The 15,548-nt window shown below is 61.6% G+C and carries 11 protein-coding genes; 2 read left to right on the forward strand and 9 right to left on the reverse strand.

Annotation, left to right across the window (positions count from 1 at the left end):
* Positions 1 to 145 precede the first annotated feature (145 nt).
* The 6 genes from glgX to glgA all read right to left on the reverse strand — a co-directional run bounded on the left by glgX (position 146) and on the right by glgA (position 11,100).
* Complete coding sequence (gene glgX / locus WHX55_RS13925) at positions 146 to 2,308, reverse strand: glycogen debranching protein GlgX (protein WP_353742910.1); 2,163 nt, start codon at positions 2,306 to 2,308, stop codon at positions 146 to 148.
* 190 nt (positions 2,309 to 2,498) lie between these two features.
* Positions 2,499 to 2,819, reverse strand: a complete 321-nt coding sequence (locus tag WHX55_RS13930) for a DUF2934 domain-containing protein (RefSeq protein WP_150724005.1) — start codon at positions 2,817 to 2,819, stop codon at positions 2,499 to 2,501.
* 21 nt (positions 2,820 to 2,840) lie between these two features.
* Positions 2,841 to 5,636 carry a malto-oligosyltrehalose synthase gene (locus WHX55_RS13935; protein WP_353742911.1) on the reverse strand — a complete coding sequence of 932 codons (2,796 nt, stop codon included), beginning with the start codon at positions 5,634 to 5,636 and terminating at the stop codon, positions 2,841 to 2,843.
* Positions 5,633 to 7,711: a 4-alpha-glucanotransferase gene (gene malQ, locus WHX55_RS13940; RefSeq protein WP_353742912.1), complete on the reverse strand. Its 2,079-nt coding sequence runs from the start codon at positions 7,709 to 7,711 to the stop codon at positions 5,633 to 5,635. Before malQ ends, WHX55_RS13935 begins: the two co-directional genes overlap by 4 nt.
* Positions 7,708 to 9,504, reverse strand: a complete 1,797-nt coding sequence (treZ, locus tag WHX55_RS13945) for a malto-oligosyltrehalose trehalohydrolase (protein ID WP_353742913.1) — start codon at positions 9,502 to 9,504, stop codon at positions 7,708 to 7,710. The genes malQ and treZ overlap by 4 nt, the downstream gene beginning before the upstream one ends.
* Positions 9,505 to 9,516: 12 nt before the next feature.
* Positions 9,517 to 11,100: a glycogen synthase GlgA gene (gene glgA, locus WHX55_RS13950; protein WP_151214676.1), complete on the reverse strand. Its 1,584-nt coding sequence runs from the start codon at positions 11,098 to 11,100 to the stop codon at positions 9,517 to 9,519.
* 558 nt (positions 11,101 to 11,658) lie between these two features.
* Here glgA and WHX55_RS13955 point away from each other — a divergent pair.
* Positions 11,659 to 12,471, forward strand: a complete 813-nt coding sequence (locus tag WHX55_RS13955) for a crotonase/enoyl-CoA hydratase family protein (RefSeq protein ID WP_150724000.1) — start codon at positions 11,659 to 11,661, stop codon at positions 12,469 to 12,471.
* A gap of 6 nt (positions 12,472 to 12,477) precedes the next feature.
* Positions 12,478 to 13,308, forward strand: coding sequence for an NAD(+) diphosphatase (gene nudC, locus WHX55_RS13960; protein ID WP_353742914.1), 831 nt, complete (start codon positions 12,478 to 12,480; stop codon positions 13,306 to 13,308).
* Here nudC and WHX55_RS13965 read toward each other — a convergent pair.
* From WHX55_RS13965 to WHX55_RS13975, 3 genes are all read right to left on the reverse strand, one after another.
* Positions 13,276 to 14,055, reverse strand: coding sequence for a TSUP family transporter (locus WHX55_RS13965; protein WP_150723998.1), 780 nt, complete (start codon positions 14,053 to 14,055; stop codon positions 13,276 to 13,278). The two genes, nudC and WHX55_RS13965, sit on opposite strands and share 33 nt — an antisense overlap.
* A gap of 183 nt (positions 14,056 to 14,238) precedes the next feature.
* Positions 14,239 to 14,715: a nuclear transport factor 2 family protein gene (locus tag WHX55_RS13970; RefSeq protein WP_353742915.1), complete on the reverse strand. Its 477-nt coding sequence runs from the start codon at positions 14,713 to 14,715 to the stop codon at positions 14,239 to 14,241.
* Positions 14,716 to 14,771: 56 nt separating this feature from the next.
* Positions 14,772 to 15,335, reverse strand: a complete 564-nt coding sequence (locus tag WHX55_RS13975) for a TetR/AcrR family transcriptional regulator (protein WP_353742916.1) — start codon at positions 15,333 to 15,335, stop codon at positions 14,772 to 14,774.
* Between the last annotated feature and the right edge of the window lie 213 nt (positions 15,336 to 15,548).

Raw genomic sequence — 15,548 nt, forward strand, 5'->3', positions numbered from 1 at the left:
CTCGTTGATAGCGGCGCGACAAGCCAAACCCTGGATTGCCGCGAATCGAGTATTGCTCATGTAACGCTATTCGTCGCGTCGCGAGCTTATCCAGAATGATTTTTCCGCTCTGCGGTGTTGCGGCCATGAATGCCTGGAGTCTCCTTTACTCTTCTTCCTCATGTTGCAGCTCGAACAGCAGCAACGAGCGTCCGGTGACCGAGTACTCGTGGCCAAACTCGAAGCGTTCCTGGCCGCGGATCGACGGCTGGTTGGTGTCGATCATGCACGTCCAGAAACCGCCGTCTGGCACTTCCGGCAGGCGGAAATTGACGATGTCGTGATGCGCGTTGACCACCAGCATCAACGTCGCGTCGATGCCTTTGCGGCGAATGCCGGTTTCCTGGGCGCGGCCATCGAGCAGCATGCCCAGGCAACGATTGTGCGCATCGTGCCAATGCCTGGTGGTCATTTGCGTGCCGTCCGGCGCCAGCCAGGTCACGTCCTTGACGCCGGTGTCCTCGTTGTAACTACCCACCAGGAAACGCCCGCGCCGCAGGATCGGGTAGGTCAGGCGCAACTTGATCAGGCGTTTGACGAACTTGAGCAGGGCCTTGCCGTCTTCGCTCAGATCCCAGTTGACCCAGCCGATCTCGCTGTCCTGGCAGTAGGCATTGTTGTTGCCGTCCTGGGTGCGGGCGAACTCGTCGCCGGCCACCAGCATCGGCGTGCCCTGGGCCAGCAGCAGGGTGGCGAAGAAATTGCGCATCTGCCGATGGCGCAACGCGATGATGTCGGGATCGTCGGTGGGGCCTTCGACGCCGTGGTTCCACGACAGGTTGTTGTTGCTGCCGTCCTGATTGTCTTCGTCGTTGGCCTCATTGTGCTTGTCGTTGTACGACACCAGGTCATTGAGGGTGAAGCCGTCATGGGCGGTGACGAAGTTCACCGATGAATAGGGGCGGCGGCCACGCTGATTGAACATTTCGCCCGAAGCGGTCAGGCGGCTGGCGAAATCCGCCAGTTGCCCATCGTCGCCTTTCCAGAAGGCGCGCACGGTGTCGCGGAACTTGTCGTTCCACTCGACCCAGCCCGGCGGGAAATTGCCGACCTGATAACCGCCGGGGCCGCAGTCCCAGGGTTCGGCGATCAGTTTGACTTGGCGCAGCACCGGGTCCTGGCGGCAGGCCACGAGGAAACTGTGGCGTTCGTCGAAACCGTCGTGGTAACGCCCGAGGATGGTCGCCAGGTCGAAGCGGAAACCGTCCACGTGCATTTCCGAGGCCCAGTAGCGCAAGGAGTCGGTGACCATTTGCAGTACGCACGGGTGGCTCAGGTCCAGGGTGTTGCCGGTGCCGGAATCGTTGATATAGAAGCGCTTGTCATCGGGTTTGAGGCGGTAGTAGGACGCGTTGTCGATACCGCGCATGGACAGGGTCGGGCCTTGTTCGTTGCCCTCGGCGGTGTGGTTGTAGACCACGTCGAGGATCACCTCCAGATTGGCTTCGTGCAGGTGCGCGACCATTTCCTTGAACTCTGCAATCTTGCCACTGGCCAGGTAGCGCGGGTCGGGGGCGAAGAACGCAATGCTGTTGTAGCCCCAGTAATTGGTCATGCCCTTGTGCAGCAGGTGCTGGTCATTGACGAAAGCGTGGATCGGCAGCAACTCCACGGTCGACACGCCGAGCTTGCGGATGTGCTCCACCACATCATCGACCATCAACCCGGCAAAGGTGCCGCGCAGGTTCTCGGGCACGGCAGGGTGACGCATGCTGAAGCCGCGCACATGGGTTTCATAGATGATCGTCTTGTCCCACGGCACGCTGACGCGGTGGTCGTGGCCCCAGGTGTGCGCCGGGTCAATGACCTTGCATTTGGGCACGAAGGGCGCGCTGTCCCGTTCATCGAAGCTGAGGTCGGCGTCGGGGTGGCCGATGGTGTAGCCGAACAGCGCTTCGGACCATTTCAGCTTGCCGACCAGTTGTTTGGCGTAGGGGTCGATCAACAGTTTGTTGGGGTTGAAGCGATGGCCTTTGGCCGGGTCGTAGGGGCCGTAGACGCGATAGCCGTAGATCAGCCCCGGATGGGCGTCGGGCAAGTAGCCGTGGTAGATCTCGTCGGTGTACTCGGGCAGTTCGATGCGTTCGAGTTCCACCTCGCCGGCGTCGTCGAACAGGCACAGTTCAACCTTGGTGGCGTGGGCGGAAAACAGCGCGAAGTTGACTCCCAGGCCATCCCAGGTGGCGCCCAGCGGAAAGGGCAGGCCTTCGCGGATTCGTGTGGTTTCGGCACGAGGGGCAGGCGCGGCGGCTTTCTTCGGACTGGTCATAGGTACTCCTGTCAGTACTGCAACCTGTGGGAGCGAGCCTGCTCGCGATAGCGGTGTGTCAGTCCACACAGGTATTGAATGGTGGACCGTTATCGCGAGCAGGCTCGCTCCCACAGTTTTTCAGGGCGAGCATTACCCAACGTGGCAAGCGGACTCGGCACCCTTTCAATCAGGTCAAACGCCGTGCGCCTCAAATCGCCGGCGGTTTTCGCGCAGCCCGGGGCTTTTTCTCGAGGGCCTTTTCCCCCGGCGGGATCACCTTCGAAGCCGCCGCCGGTTTGGCCTTGGTTTTTGGCGCGGCGACCTTGGCATCGCCAGCCTTGCCATTGGCCCTTTTGCTCACCGGGGTTTTGCTCGCGGCTGCCTTGGCCGGTTGTTTCGGGGCCAGGGCTTCGGCTTCTGCCAGTTTGCACGCCATCTCCCAGTGGCGGGCTTCCTGACCTTCGGGTTTTCCTTCGGATTCCCAGATCTGATAGGCAAATTCGCGGATGCGTTTATCGTCGGTACTCATTGCAATGCTCCTGAACTGAACTCAAGTGTGGGCAGTTTGAAAAATGAGATTGACCGGGAACTCCCCCAGCGCGGCGCTGATCGGCAGCTCCCTGTGTTTTGTGACTGTGATGCGGGAAAAAAGTCCCTGCAGATGTTCGTCAGGGACGGTGAACGGCAATTTGACCCGGGTATCGCCCCAGAGCGGCGCGTGGACCTGTGGTTCGGCACCGTTTTCCAGCAGTTCGGCACAACGTATCGGCACAATCACGATGGCGCGTTTTCCCTCCTGTTCACGGACAAAACACAGCACTCGATGGGCCTCGCTGCCCACCACTTCCAGAGCCTGGTAGGTGCCACGCCGAAACAGCTCGGCATGCTCGGCGCGCAGGCTCAAGGTGCGCGCAATCAAGGCTTGCTTGATGCGCCCGTCACGCCAGTTCTGCAACAAGTCCGGCAGGTCCACCGCTTGCTGCAGTGCCTGCTGGCGGCTGGCGTAATCGACGGGGCGACGGTTGTCCGGGTCGACCAGGCTGAAGTCCCAGAAATCGTTGCCCTGATACAAATCCGGCACCCCGGGCACAGTCATGCGCAGCAAGGTTTGCGCCAAACCATTGAGTGCACCGGGGGCGGCAATCGAGCGGGCAACTTTGACCAGGGCGGCACGCAGCAGCTCGCCTTCGGAGCTGAGCAACAGGCGCAGGATGAAGTCCTCGCTCGCCTGCTCGTAAATGTCATTGGGCGCGCTCCAGCTGCTTTGCAACTTGGCTTCGCGCAGGGCCTTGCGTTGCCACTGACAGAGGCGTTTTGCGTAGTTCTCGAGTGCCGGCGGATGATCGATAGCCAACTCCAGCGGCCAACTGCCGAGGATCGTCTGGTACAGAATCAACTCATCGCCCGCCGATGGCATTTGATCGTCGTTGCGCAAGGGCCGGGCGAGGGCGCGCCACAGGCCGATCTGGTCGGCGTACCAGCCGCTGCGCTCGCTCAGTACCGCCAGCCGCGCCCGTGAATCTTCGCCGCGTTTGTGGTCGTGGGTGGCGCTGGCCAGCAGGTTGTCCGGGAAGGTGTCGAGGCGCTCGATGCAGGCCTGATGAAAATCGGCGAGCGGTGCGCTGAACTGTTCGGTGTTGAAGCCAACGTCATTGCGCGAGAGCAGGACGGCCGAACGATAGAACGCGGTGTCTTCCACCGCTTTCGCCGCTGCTGGCGAGGTCAGTTGCTGGAAACGTACGCAGGCGTGCTTGAGGCGTTTGCGTTTGCGACCGGCCGGACGCTGCCGCCAGGGTTCGCCGCCGAGCCAGCCGGCCAGGCAGTCGAGCACCGGCCAGTCCGCTTCTCCGAGGGTTTGGCGGGCACCGTCCAAGGCCTGTCGGAAAAACATATCGTCCTGGGCCGACCGGCCAAGGGGGCTGATGTAGGTGCGGTACACCGGGAAGTGCACGATCAGCGCCTGCAAGGCCCGGCGAATGGCGCCCAGGGTCAGGTCGCGGGTCATGAGATTGTCCCGGGCCACTTGCAGCAAGGCCTGGGCAACGCTTTCGAAATCTCCGGCCAGGGAACCGCTGAGGATTTGCTGGCGGGCCAGTTGTGCTTCCCGGGAGAAGTCGGCGGGCCGCTCGCTGTGACGCTGCCAGCGTTCGGCCAGTGTCTGCGCGCCCCGTGGATCGTGTTGCAGCAGTGACAACTGGTTCATGAACTCGTAACCGGTGGTGCCATCCACCGACCAGTCGCGATGCAGGGTTTCACCTTCGCCGAGGATCTTTTCGACATAGATGGGCAGGTGGCGGCCCGCCGAAAGGCTGTCGACTCGGCGGCGCAGCTTGCGGCAGTAGCCCCGCGGGTCGGCGAGGCCGTCGATGTGGTCGATGCGCAACCCGTCGATCAGCCCTTCAGCCACCAGTTGGAAGATCTTCGCGTGGGTGGCTTCGAACACGGCGGGACGCTCGACGCGCAGTCCGCCGAGTTCATTGATATCAAAGAAGCGCCGCCAGTTGATGTCATCGGCGGCGGTGCGCCAACTGGCCAGGCGATAGCTCTGGCGCTCCAGCAGGTTGTGCAGGCGCTGGAAGCCTTCGCCGGTCAATGAGTCGTAGTTGTTCAGGTGCTGCTCGATGGCTTGGGCAAGGGCCGGATCGTTGACCAGATCGCGAAGTTCCGCTTTCAGCGGCAGGGCCAGGCTGTGGGCGTCGGTCTGATAGCTCAGGGTGCTGAAGCGATCAGCCAGGTTTTTCAGTTGTTCGGCCTGCTGTGTATCGAGCGGCGCATCGGTCCTGAGCAGTTCCCCGTAATCGCTGGGGCAAATCGGAAAGCGGTGTTCGTAGTGCTCGACATAAAAGGTGCCGTGCCAGGCATCGAACCGCAGGGGCAGGCTGCCGTCCTGCAACGCAACGCCGTAGTCGCTGCCCAGAAACGGCAGGAGCAACTGGCCTTCCATCAACGGATCGGGTGAGTGCCACTGGATATCGAAAAACTCGCCGTAGGGGCTCAGGCGTCCCCACTCCAGCAAATCCAGCCACCAGGGATTGTCACTGCCGCCGACCGCCATGTGGTTGGAGACGACGTCGAGGATCAACCCCATGTTGTGTCCGTGCAGGGCAGTGACCAGGCTGCGCAGCGCCGCCTCTCCGCCCAGTTCCGGGTTGACCCGGGTCGGGTCCACCACGTCGTAGCCATGCATCGACCCGGCGCGGGCACGCAACAGTGGGGAGGCGTAGACATGGCTGATGCCGAGGCGGGCGAAGTACGGCACCAGTGGCACCGCATCTTCCAGCGTGAAGCCTTTGTGAAATTGCAGGCGCAAGGTGGCGCGCAGTGGACGGGTCGGCACCTGGGTCATCGATCACGCTCGGCCGCCTGAAGTCGCGCACAGGCGAGCAATTCCAGGCGTCGTGCGGCATCCGCTCCATCGAGCAGGGCTTCGCTGTAACCGGGCAAGCGCCGCGACCAATTGGGGTGTGTGTCGATGGTGCCAGGCAGGTTGGCTTGCTGTTCGACGCCAAGGGCATCTTCCAGCGGCAGCAGCACCAACGGCGAGCGGGTATGACCGAGGAAACGCACGCTGGCATCGAGCACTTGGTCGGTTTCGTGGGACTCTTCGCGAAAGTTTTGCGGGTCCTGGCTCAACGCCCGGCGCAGGCCTTCACGCTCGCGCTCGCGGTGCTGACGCCATTCGATTTCTGCGCTGGCATCGACCAGGCCGAGCCGGGCGTTCCAGTCGATATCGCGACCATGCCACCAACCGTTGAGGGTCGGCAGGTCATGGGTGCTGGTGGTGGCCAGGGCGTTGTCCGGCCAGTCGAGGATCGGCTTGAAGTGCGTGTTGTCCTGTTCGAACAGCAACACCCGCATGCCGAGCATCGAGCGTGCGATGAGTTTTTCCCGCAGGCCGTCCGGCACGGTGCCGAGGTCTTCGCCGAGGACGATGGCCTGGTGACGATGGGACTCCAGGGTCAGCAGGCGCAGCAGGTCGTCCACCGGGTAGTACAGGTAAGCGCCGTCGGCCGGCGGCGAGCCATTGGGGATTACCCACAAACGCTGCAAGCCCATGACGTGATCGATGCGCAAGCCACCGGAGTGGGCGAAGTTGGCCCGCAGCATTTCGATAAAGGCCCGGAAACCATTGCGCACCAGGCCTTCAGGGGAGAACGCGGAAATCCCCCAGCCCTGGCCAGTGCGGTTGAGAATGTCCGGCGGCGCACCAACGGTGAGGGAGGCGAGCAGTTCGTCCTGACGGCTCCAGGCCTGGCTGCCGCCGCCGTCGGCGCCAACGGCCAGATCGGCAATCAGGCCGATACTCATGCCGCTGGCGCGGGCGGCGGTTTGCGCGCGCTCCAGGCAGCGCGTGATCAGCCACTGGCAGAAAGCGAAGAAGCCGATGCGCCCGGCATTTTCTTCGGCGAATGCCGCCAGTTCGGCGCTGCGCGGGTTGCGCCAGGGTTCGGGCCACTGCCGCCAGTCGAGGTGTTCACCGCGGGCGGCGCGCGCCTCCTGGATGGCTTCGAAGCGGCAGTGGTTCTCCAGCGCTTCGCCGGCAGCGTGACGAAAACTGCTGAAGTCTTCGTGCAACGGGTGTTCACCCTGGACGAAACCTTCGTACAGCGACTGCAGCAACCGATGCTTGGCTTCAGCGGCGGCCGGCCAGTCAATCAGCGGACGCTCTTCCAGCGTCTTGAGCTCAATGGCCAGCCCGGTTGCATCGATGGCGGTACGCAGCGCGCGTTCGCCGAGAATGGTGCCGGGGGCGCAGTAAAGGCTGTTGAGAAACAAACGGCTGGATGGCGAATAGGGGCTGTAGCGTTGGGTGTCACTGGAAAACATCGCATGCAAGGGGCTGATCGCCAGCGCCTCGGCGCCACGCTCGCCGGCCACCCGGGCGAGGTCTTCCAGCGCCTGGGTGTCACCAAACCCGCCATCGCCGGGGCGGCGCAATCCATACAACTGCACGCTCAGGCCCCAGGCACGGGGGATCGGGTTGTCCACGGCATCGGCCACGCTGTAGCAACGGGCCGGGGCCACGGCCAGGGTGAAGCTTTGTCCGTCGATGCTGACCTGTTGATAGCCGACCGGTACCAGCCCCGGCAGCACCGCGTTGGCGTCCAGTTTCAGGTTGAGCCGCGAACCGTCCTCAAGGTGGATTTCGCAAGGGGTCCCGGGCTCGAAGAAACGCGCCAGGTCCAGGCCCGCCCCGACATCGGCGGTGATCAATGGCGGCAAGTGATGGGTCTGTTGCACCGCTTGCAGTTCCAGCAGGCTGGCGTCGATTTCCTGGGCACTGCCGGCCGGGTGGCCAAGGCCGGTCAGCACGTTGCGCAACACGGACGGCGCGACTTTTTGCGGGCGACCGTTGGCGTCGAGCCAGTCGACGGCCAGGCCGGCACGGCTGGCCAGGATTTCCAGTTGCGCATCACTCATGGACGCTCTCCAAACGAGGTAGCAAAGGGGGTTGCGGCGGCGAGGCTGACGAGCGCGCAATACGGGGCAAGGGTGTTTGGGGCCGGCAGGTCGGGGTTCTGTGGCGGGTATTCGAACAAGCACATGGCATCGGTCTGTGAGGTGTGGACTACGGGGCTGGCGCTGAGGTTCAGGTCAATGCGCAGTTGGCTGCCATCGCCCAAACGCCAGGATGCACTGACCGCGCCTTCGCCTAGTACGTAGCTGCCCAGTGCCTGGGCGCCCGGCAGGCGCGGGATGATGTGCCGGTGACGGATTTGCAACAGTCGGCAATACAGGTCGTGCATCTCGCAATGGCCGGTCGATGGCAGGACCGGACGGGATGCTGCAAACGTCTGCGGATCGTTCGGGTCCGGAATGTGTTCGCGCAGGTTTGGGTCGGCAAATGCGCTGAAAGCCGCGAACTCGTTGCGCCGGCCGTCGCGAACCTGCTTGGCCAATTCACCGTGATGGCTGGTGAAAAACAGGAAGGGTTGCTCGACGGCAAACTCGTCGCCCATGAACAGCAGCGGAATCATCGGCGACAACAGCAGCAATACGGTGGCGGCCCGCAGCGCTTGTGGGTGGGCGAGTTGATGCAGGCGCTCGCCGAAGGCCCGGTTGCCGATCTGGTCATGGTTCTGCAAAAACAGGATGAAGGCACTGGGCGGCAGATGCCCGCTGGGTTCACCGCGCGCCACACCATGGCGGTTGAGATGGCCCTGGAACACGAAACCCTGGCTCAGGCAGCGCGCCAATTGTTCGGTGGGGTTATGCGCGTAGTCAGCGTAATAGGCGTCGGTTTCGCCGGTCAGTAACACATGCAGGGCATTGTGGCCGTCATCGTTCCATTGCGCGTCGTAACCCTGTTCGAGCAGGCTGGCCTGGTTGTGTTCGTTCTCCACCATCAGCCACACATGCCGCGCCGGTCCCGTCTGCTGGCGCACCCGTCGTGCCAGCTCCTGGAGGAAATCCGGGTCTTCGATGGCGTGTACCGCGTCCAGGCGCAAACCGTCGAAACGGTATTCGAGCAGCCACATCAAGGCGTTTTCGATGAAGAAGTCCCGCACTTCGCGACGGCGCAAGTCGATGGCTGCGCCCCACGGCGTGTGTTTGTCTTCGCGAAAAAAGCCCTTGGCATATCGATGCAGGTAATTGCCGTCCGGGCCGAAGTGGTTGTAGACCACGTCGAGAATCACCGCCAGGCCATGACCATGGGCGGTGTCGATCAAGTGCTTGAGCTGCTCGGGTGAACCATAGGAAGCCTGGGGCGCGTAGGGCAGCACGCCGTCATATCCCCAATTACGTTCACCGGGAAACTGCGCGACGGGCATCAGTTCGATCGCTGTGACACCCAGTTCGACCAGGCGTGCCAGATGCTGCTCGACGGCGCTGAAGCCGCCGAGCGCACCGACATGCAGTTCGTAGATCACCGCCTCGTTCCAAGGCCGCCCCAACCAGGCGCTGTGTTGCCAGGCATAGGCCAGCGGATCGACCACCACACTGTGCCGGTCGATATCGCCGGCCTGAGCGCGGGAGGCCGGGTCGGGCACTTCCAGTTCGCCGTCGATGCTGTAGCGGTAACGCGTACCCGCCGCGCATCGGGTGTTGCTCACGAACCAGCCGTCGGCCTGGGGTAGCAACGGCAAGGACTGTCCATTTTCCAGTTCGACACTGACGTAGAACGCATCTGGCGCCCACAACGCGAATCGCGTGTGCTCTGCGTCCAGCATGATTGCGCCGTGGGGCCAGGTCTCAAGGGTCCGTAACGGCATCTTGAAAGCCTCTTACTGTTTGTTCGATTTCCCCAATGCTTTAGCCACAAGCTGTTCGTAGAGCTCGGCGTAGGGTTCGACCGCCTTGCACCAGTTGAACGGCGCCGCCATGGCCCGGCAGCGCATGGCGTGCAGCAGGTCGGGAAAGGCGAACACCTTGAACGCGCGGCTCAGGGCTTCCTGGTAGCTCTGCACCGTGGATTCATCGAACAGGAAACCGGTCACGCCGTTTTCGATGGTGTCGGCCAGGCCACCGGTGTTGCGTGCCACCGGCAACGAGCCGAAGCGCTGGGCGTACATCTGGCTCAGGCCGCATGGCTCGTAACGCGAGGGCATCAGCAGGAAGTCGCTGCCGGCGAACATGCGCCGGGCGTCGGTTTCGTTGAAGCCGATGCGCACGCCGATCTGCCCGGGGAAACGCAGGGCCAGTTCGCGCATCGACTGTTCTTCTTCCGGCTCGCCACGGCCGATGATCGCGATCTGCCCGCCGTTTTTGACGATGTACTCGGACACCGCTTCGGTCAGGTCCAGGCCTTTCTGGTAGACCAGCCGCGAAACCACGGCGAACAGCGGCCCTTCGGAATCTTCCAGGCCGAACAGTTCGCGGACATGGGCGGCGTTCACAGCCTTGCCATCCCAGTCGCCGATGTTGAACGGGCAGAACAGGTGCGGATCGGTCGCCGCATCCCAGCTTTCATCGATGCCGTTGGGAATGCCGCTGAGCAGGCCTTGCTGGGTCTTGGCGGCAAGGAACCCGTCGAGACCGCAGCCGAAATCCGGGGTGGTGATTTCCTGGGCGTAGGTCGCGCTGACCGTGGTGATGTGGCTCGAATAGGCCATGCCGGCCTTGAGGAACGACATCTTGCCGTAGAACTCCATGCCTTCCTGTTGCAGCGCGTGATGGGGAATGCCCAGTTCGGGGCACGAGCCCAGGCTGGTCACGCCTTGATAAGCCAGGTTGTGGATGGTGAACAGCGTCGGCGTGCGCTGCCCACGCCAGTGCATGTAGGCCGGAGCCAGGCCAGCAGGCCAGTCGTGGGCGTGCACCAGGTCCGGGCACCAGTGGATCTGCGCGAGGTTGGCGGCAATATCGGCCGCCGCCAGGCCCAGGCGGGCGAAACGGATATGGTTGTCCGGCCAGTCGCGGCCGTTGTTGGCGCCGTAGGGCGAACCTTCGCGCTCGTAGAGCTCGGGGCAGATCAGTACGTAAATGACCAGGCCATCGGGCATGTCCATGCGCCCGATCTTGCACGGTGGCAGCGCAGCATGACCGCCAAGCTCACCGATGATATGGATGGGGTTTTCGCTGTGCAGCACCTGCGGATAACCGGGGATCAACACCCGTACATCGTGCAGATGGGCCATGGCCCGTGGCAGGGCCGCGGAAACGTCGCCCAGGCCACCGGTTTTCACCAGGTCGGCAATTTCCGAGGTGACGAACAGGACTTTTTTACGGTTCGGATTCTGCTTGGCTGCCGGGGTCAACGTCCTGGTGCCTGGAACGCTGACGGGTTGGGTGTTTGCGGCAGTAACGGCGCTCGATTCGCCGACCTGATGAGCACGCTCTCCCTGTATTTCCAAAGCCGTACTGATCATATGAATCTCCCGTGTTGTTGATCTAATTCTTAGGTCTGGCAAACGGTGTTCCATGGCCAATTCCCGTGGCCGGCGCAAACGCGCTACGCATCAGTGAGCAAGCGCTGCCCAATGCGTCTAGGCAAAAGGGTTGAATCAGCCGTTGCAAAGATTGCACCAGTCGCAACGCACCTTCTTGTCAGAGGACCGATCGGGATTGGAAAAAGTTTCGACTATTTTTCCATTTTGTGACCGACCGGTTTCGCTTTGAGAAAATGAGTCTAGGCCAGAACTTAGAGCGGTAAAGGGCAGATGGCAAAATTGTTCGACAATCGGTTTGTAGCGGTACGGACGTGCCTGATCGAGGTGCAAACGCCCCGACGAAGTGCATGTTTTTTTGCGTTTTGGCCTCAAAAAGTCACTGGGCAGTCACATAAATGTGCGACGTGATTTATCAGATGCGCACCGTTGTGGTGCGTACTTTTGAGTCCTGCATTTGGCCGAACCACTGCCTTACTGCCCACCTTGGTGCCTTGTTATAGTTCGGGCCTCATTTTTGCCCGCAAAAGGATCATTGGCATGTCTCAGTACACTGCGTTCAACGTCGAACTGGTCGATAAAATCGCCCATGTGCAGATCAACCGTCCGGAGAAGATCAACTCGATGAACGCCGCGTTCTGGAGCGAGATCGTCGAGATCTTCCAGTGGATCGACGACACCGATGAAGTGCGCGTGGTGGTCCTCAGCGGGGCAGGCAAGCATTTTTCCTCGGGTATCGACCTGATGATGCTGGCCGGTGTGGCCAATGAACTGGGCAAGGACGTCGGACGCAATGCGCGCCTGCTGCGGCGCAAGATTCTCACCCTGCAAGCGTCGTTCAATGCGGTCGATAACTGCCGCAAACCGGTGCTTGCGGCCATTCAGGGTTACTGCCTGGGGGGCGCCATCGACCTGATTGCCGCGTGCGACATGCGTTATGCCGCCGAGGATGCACAGTTCTCGATCAAGGAAATCGACATCGGCATGGCCGCCGACGTTGGCACGCTGCAACGCTTGCCGCGGATCATCGGTGACGGCATGCTGCGCGAACTGGCTTACACTGGTCGCACGTTTGGCGCCGACGAAGCGCGGAGCATGGGCCTGGTCAATCGTGTCTACAGCGACAACGCCAGTCTGCTCGACGGCGTCATGGGCATTGCCTGCACAATCGCCAGCAAGTCGCCGATTGCCGTCACCGGCACCAAGGAGATGATCAGCTACATGCGTGACCATCGCATCGATGACGGCCTCGAATACATCGCCACCTGGAACGCCGCCATGCTGCAATCCACCGATCTGCGCGTGGCCATGGCCGCCCATATGAGCAAACAGAAACCCGAATTTCTGGATTGATTAACCATGATTCCTCGCTGGACCACCGCAGTACTGGACACCGATCAACCCGGCGGCTGGGCCATCGCGCGCAGCCCCGAAGGCTTTCTGTTCGATGACAATGGCGCGCTGTTCGCGCGCGAATGGCTGAAGCGTCAGGACCTGCCGATTCTTGCCGAACATGGCATCGGTCATCTCGATGGCGAGCCGGTCTATCTGCTGGAACTGCGCAGTCATAGCGAAGTGCCGGGTTGCAACTGGAAAGGGTTGCGGGTGTTCATGCTCGAAGGCGATCACACGCTCTACAAGGTGCTCGGTTACGCCGCACAGATCGGTACCTGGGCTCGTGAACACCGTTTTTGCGGTAACTGCGGTCAGGCCATGGCCCAGGTGCCGCGCGAACGGGCGATGTATTGCCAACCGTGCGATCTGCGCAGCTACCCACGGATTTCGCCGAGCATGATCGTACTGGTGACTCGAGGCGATGAAGTGCTGTTGGCACGCTCGCCGCGTTTTGTCAGCGGTGTCTACAGCACATTGGCGGGGTTTGCCGAGCCGGGTGAATCAGCCGAGGACTGCCTGATTCGCGAGGTTCGTGAAGAGGTGAGCATCGAGGTCAGGAATATCCAGTACATGGGCAGCCAGTGCTGGCCGTTCCCGCACTCGATGATGCTCGGCTTTCACGCCGAATATGCCGGTGGCGAGATCGTCTGCCAGGAAGACGAGATCGAGGACGCCAAGTGGTTCAACGTGCACGAGCTGCCGCCGTTGCCGGCGTCACGCTCGATTGCCCGTTACCTGATCGACGTCTATGTGGCGCGGCGCTTAGGCCACGCTGAACCAGTGCTGCCAGGCTAGGCGCACGGTCAGGCCCAGCACCACGGTGATGAACACCGGACGAATGAATTTCGCGCCGCCACTGATGGCGGTGCGGGCGCCGAAGAAGGCGCCGACCATCAACGACGAGCCCATGCACAGGCCGATGACCCAGTCCACCTGACCGGAAAAGATGAAGATCGACAGCGCCGCCGCGTTGCTGACGAAGTTCATGCTGCGCGCTACGCCGCTGGCTTTCACCAGGTCGACGGGGTAGAGCAGCAGGCTGCTCACGGTCCAGAACGCGCCCGTGCCGGGACCGGCCACGCCGTCATAGAAGCCGAGACTGAAGCCTTGGGTCGACTGCCACTTTTTCTTGATCGGTGCGTTGCTGTCCAGCGGCGCTTTCGGCGTGCCGCCAAACAATAGATAAACGCCACAGGCGAAGACGATCACCGGCAGCATTTTGTTCAGCCATTCCGCTGGCAGGTAATGCGCGACCACGGCACCGGTCAGCGCGCCGACCAGGGTACCGACGATGGCATGTACCCATTGCGCGGGGTGGAACAGCTTGCGCCGGTAGAAGGTGAAACTGGCAATCGCCGAGCCGAAGGTCGAACTGAGTTTGTTGGTGCCCAGCACCAGGTGCGGCGGCAGGCCTGCGGTCAGCAAGGCCGGGGTGGTCAACAGCCCACCACCACCGGCGATGGCGTCGATGAAACCGGCAACAAAAGCGACAAGGGCCAGGATGGCCAGGGTAGAGAGGTCAACGCTGAGTTCGAAAGGCATGGGATCGGCTTATTCGGCGGGTGCAGAAAGAGGCTGCAGGGAAGGGCAGCATCTTAACCACCTGCACAACACAAAACCAATGTAGGAGCGAGCCTGCTCGCGATGGCGTCATCACATTCAACATTCATGTTGACTGATAGATCGCTATCGCGAGCAGGCTCGCTCCTACAGTTTGATCAGTGTTTACAGGCCAAGGTCCGACAAACTCGGATGATCATCCGGCCGACGCCCCAGCGGCCAGTGGAACTTGCGCTCGCTTTCCTTGATCGGCATGTCGTTGATGCAGGCGAAGCGACGGGCCATCAGGCCGTCTTCGTTGAACTCCCAGTTTTCGTTGCCGTAGGAGCGGAACCAGTTACCCGAGTCGTCGTGCCATTCATAGGCATAACGCACGGCAATGCGATTGTCGGTAAATGCCCAGAGTTCCTTGATCAGCCGGTAGTTCAACTCCTTGGCCCATTTGCGGGTCAGGAAGCCCTTGGCTTCTTCGCGGTTGTGGGCGAACTCGGCGCGGTTGCGCCATTGGGTGTCCAGGGTGTAGGCCAGGGACACGCGCTCCGGGTCGCGAGAGTTCCAGCCGTCTTCGGCCAGGCGAACTTTTTCAATGGCCGATTCACGGGTGAAAGGGGGTAATGGCGGACGAATTTCGGCATTAGACATTTCAAGTCTCCGTATCAAGTTAAAGTTCAAACATTGTGTCGAGCTTGATTGAGTTGCTACAGGTCTAATAACTTTCGCGCCATGCATTGCGCATTATCGGCGGCACTGTGATCACCCATTACAAGCGCCACGGTAATGGCACCGTCGATCAGGATCAGCAGCTGTCTGGCCAGCAGCTGCGGATCCTCGGCGCCATGTTCGGTACACAGCTCGCACAGGTAGTCGAGCAGCTTCTGTTTATGCTCTTTGGCGACCAGGCGTACCGGGTCCTGCGGGTCGCCGGTTTCACCGCTGGTGTTGATGAAGGCGCAGCCGCGGAAACCTTCGGAGGCGAACCAGGATTTGAGCACGGTAAACAGGTTGAGCAGTCGCTCGGCCGGGGTTTGTGCCTGGCCGACTGCGCCTCTGTACCAGTGCATCCAGCGCTGGTCGCGGCGTTGCAGGGCGGCCACCACCAGTTCGTCCTTGTTGGCGAAGTAGCGGTAGATGCTTTTTCTGGAGACGCCGGCGGTTTTCACCAGAAGATCCATGCCAGTGGCGGCTATGCCACTTTTGTAGATCAACTTTTCGGTGACATCCAGAATGATGTCGCGTGTGTCATTGCTAGTGATTTCGTTCATGCGGCAAACAGTAGAACGATCGTTCTCCTTGGTCAATCGGTTTTTTGTGGTGTCTGACAAATTGTCTTCGCGAGCAGGCTCGCTTCCACATTGAATTGCATTCTCCTGTGGGAGCGAGCCTGCTCGCGAAGGGGACATTACAGACAGTAACAAGACCCGAACCTTTGCATGGTGTAAGCTCACGGGTTCTTCGGATTCGACCCACTGCGAGCC

The organism is Pseudomonas fluorescens (genome assembly GCF_040448305.1).
Taxonomy (GTDB): Bacteria; Pseudomonadota; Gammaproteobacteria; order Pseudomonadales; family Pseudomonadaceae; genus Aquipseudomonas; species Aquipseudomonas fluorescens_BH.

Excerpts from the sequence above, each read along its gene's own strand:
- glgX (WP_353742910.1), bottom strand. The coding sequence starts at position 2,308 with ATGACCAGTCCGAAGAAAGCCGCCGCGCCTGCCCCTCGTGCCGAAACC.
- WHX55_RS13930 (WP_150724005.1), bottom strand. The coding sequence starts at position 2,819 with ATGAGTACCGACGATAAACGCATCCGCGAATTTGCCTATCAGATCTGG.
- WHX55_RS13935 (WP_353742911.1), bottom strand. The coding sequence starts at position 5,636 with ATGACCCAGGTGCCGACCCGTCCACTGCGCGCCACCTTGCGCCTGCAA.
- malQ (WP_353742912.1), bottom strand. The coding sequence starts at position 7,711 with ATGAGTGATGCGCAACTGGAAATCCTGGCCAGCCGTGCCGGCCTGGCC.
- treZ (WP_353742913.1), bottom strand. The coding sequence starts at position 9,504 with ATGCCGTTACGGACCCTTGAGACCTGGCCCCACGGCGCAATCATGCTG.
- glgA (WP_151214676.1), bottom strand. The coding sequence starts at position 11,100 with ATGATCAGTACGGCTTTGGAAATACAGGGAGAGCGTGCTCATCAGGTC.
- WHX55_RS13955 (WP_150724000.1), top strand. The coding sequence starts at position 11,659 with ATGTCTCAGTACACTGCGTTCAACGTCGAACTGGTCGATAAAATCGCC.
- nudC (WP_353742914.1), top strand. The coding sequence starts at position 12,478 with ATGATTCCTCGCTGGACCACCGCAGTACTGGACACCGATCAACCCGGC.
- WHX55_RS13965 (WP_150723998.1), bottom strand. The coding sequence starts at position 14,055 with ATGCCTTTCGAACTCAGCGTTGACCTCTCTACCCTGGCCATCCTGGCC.
- WHX55_RS13970 (WP_353742915.1), bottom strand. The coding sequence starts at position 14,715 with ATGTCTAATGCCGAAATTCGTCCGCCATTACCCCCTTTCACCCGTGAA.
- WHX55_RS13975 (WP_353742916.1), bottom strand. The coding sequence starts at position 15,335 with ATGAACGAAATCACTAGCAATGACACACGCGACATCATTCTGGATGTC.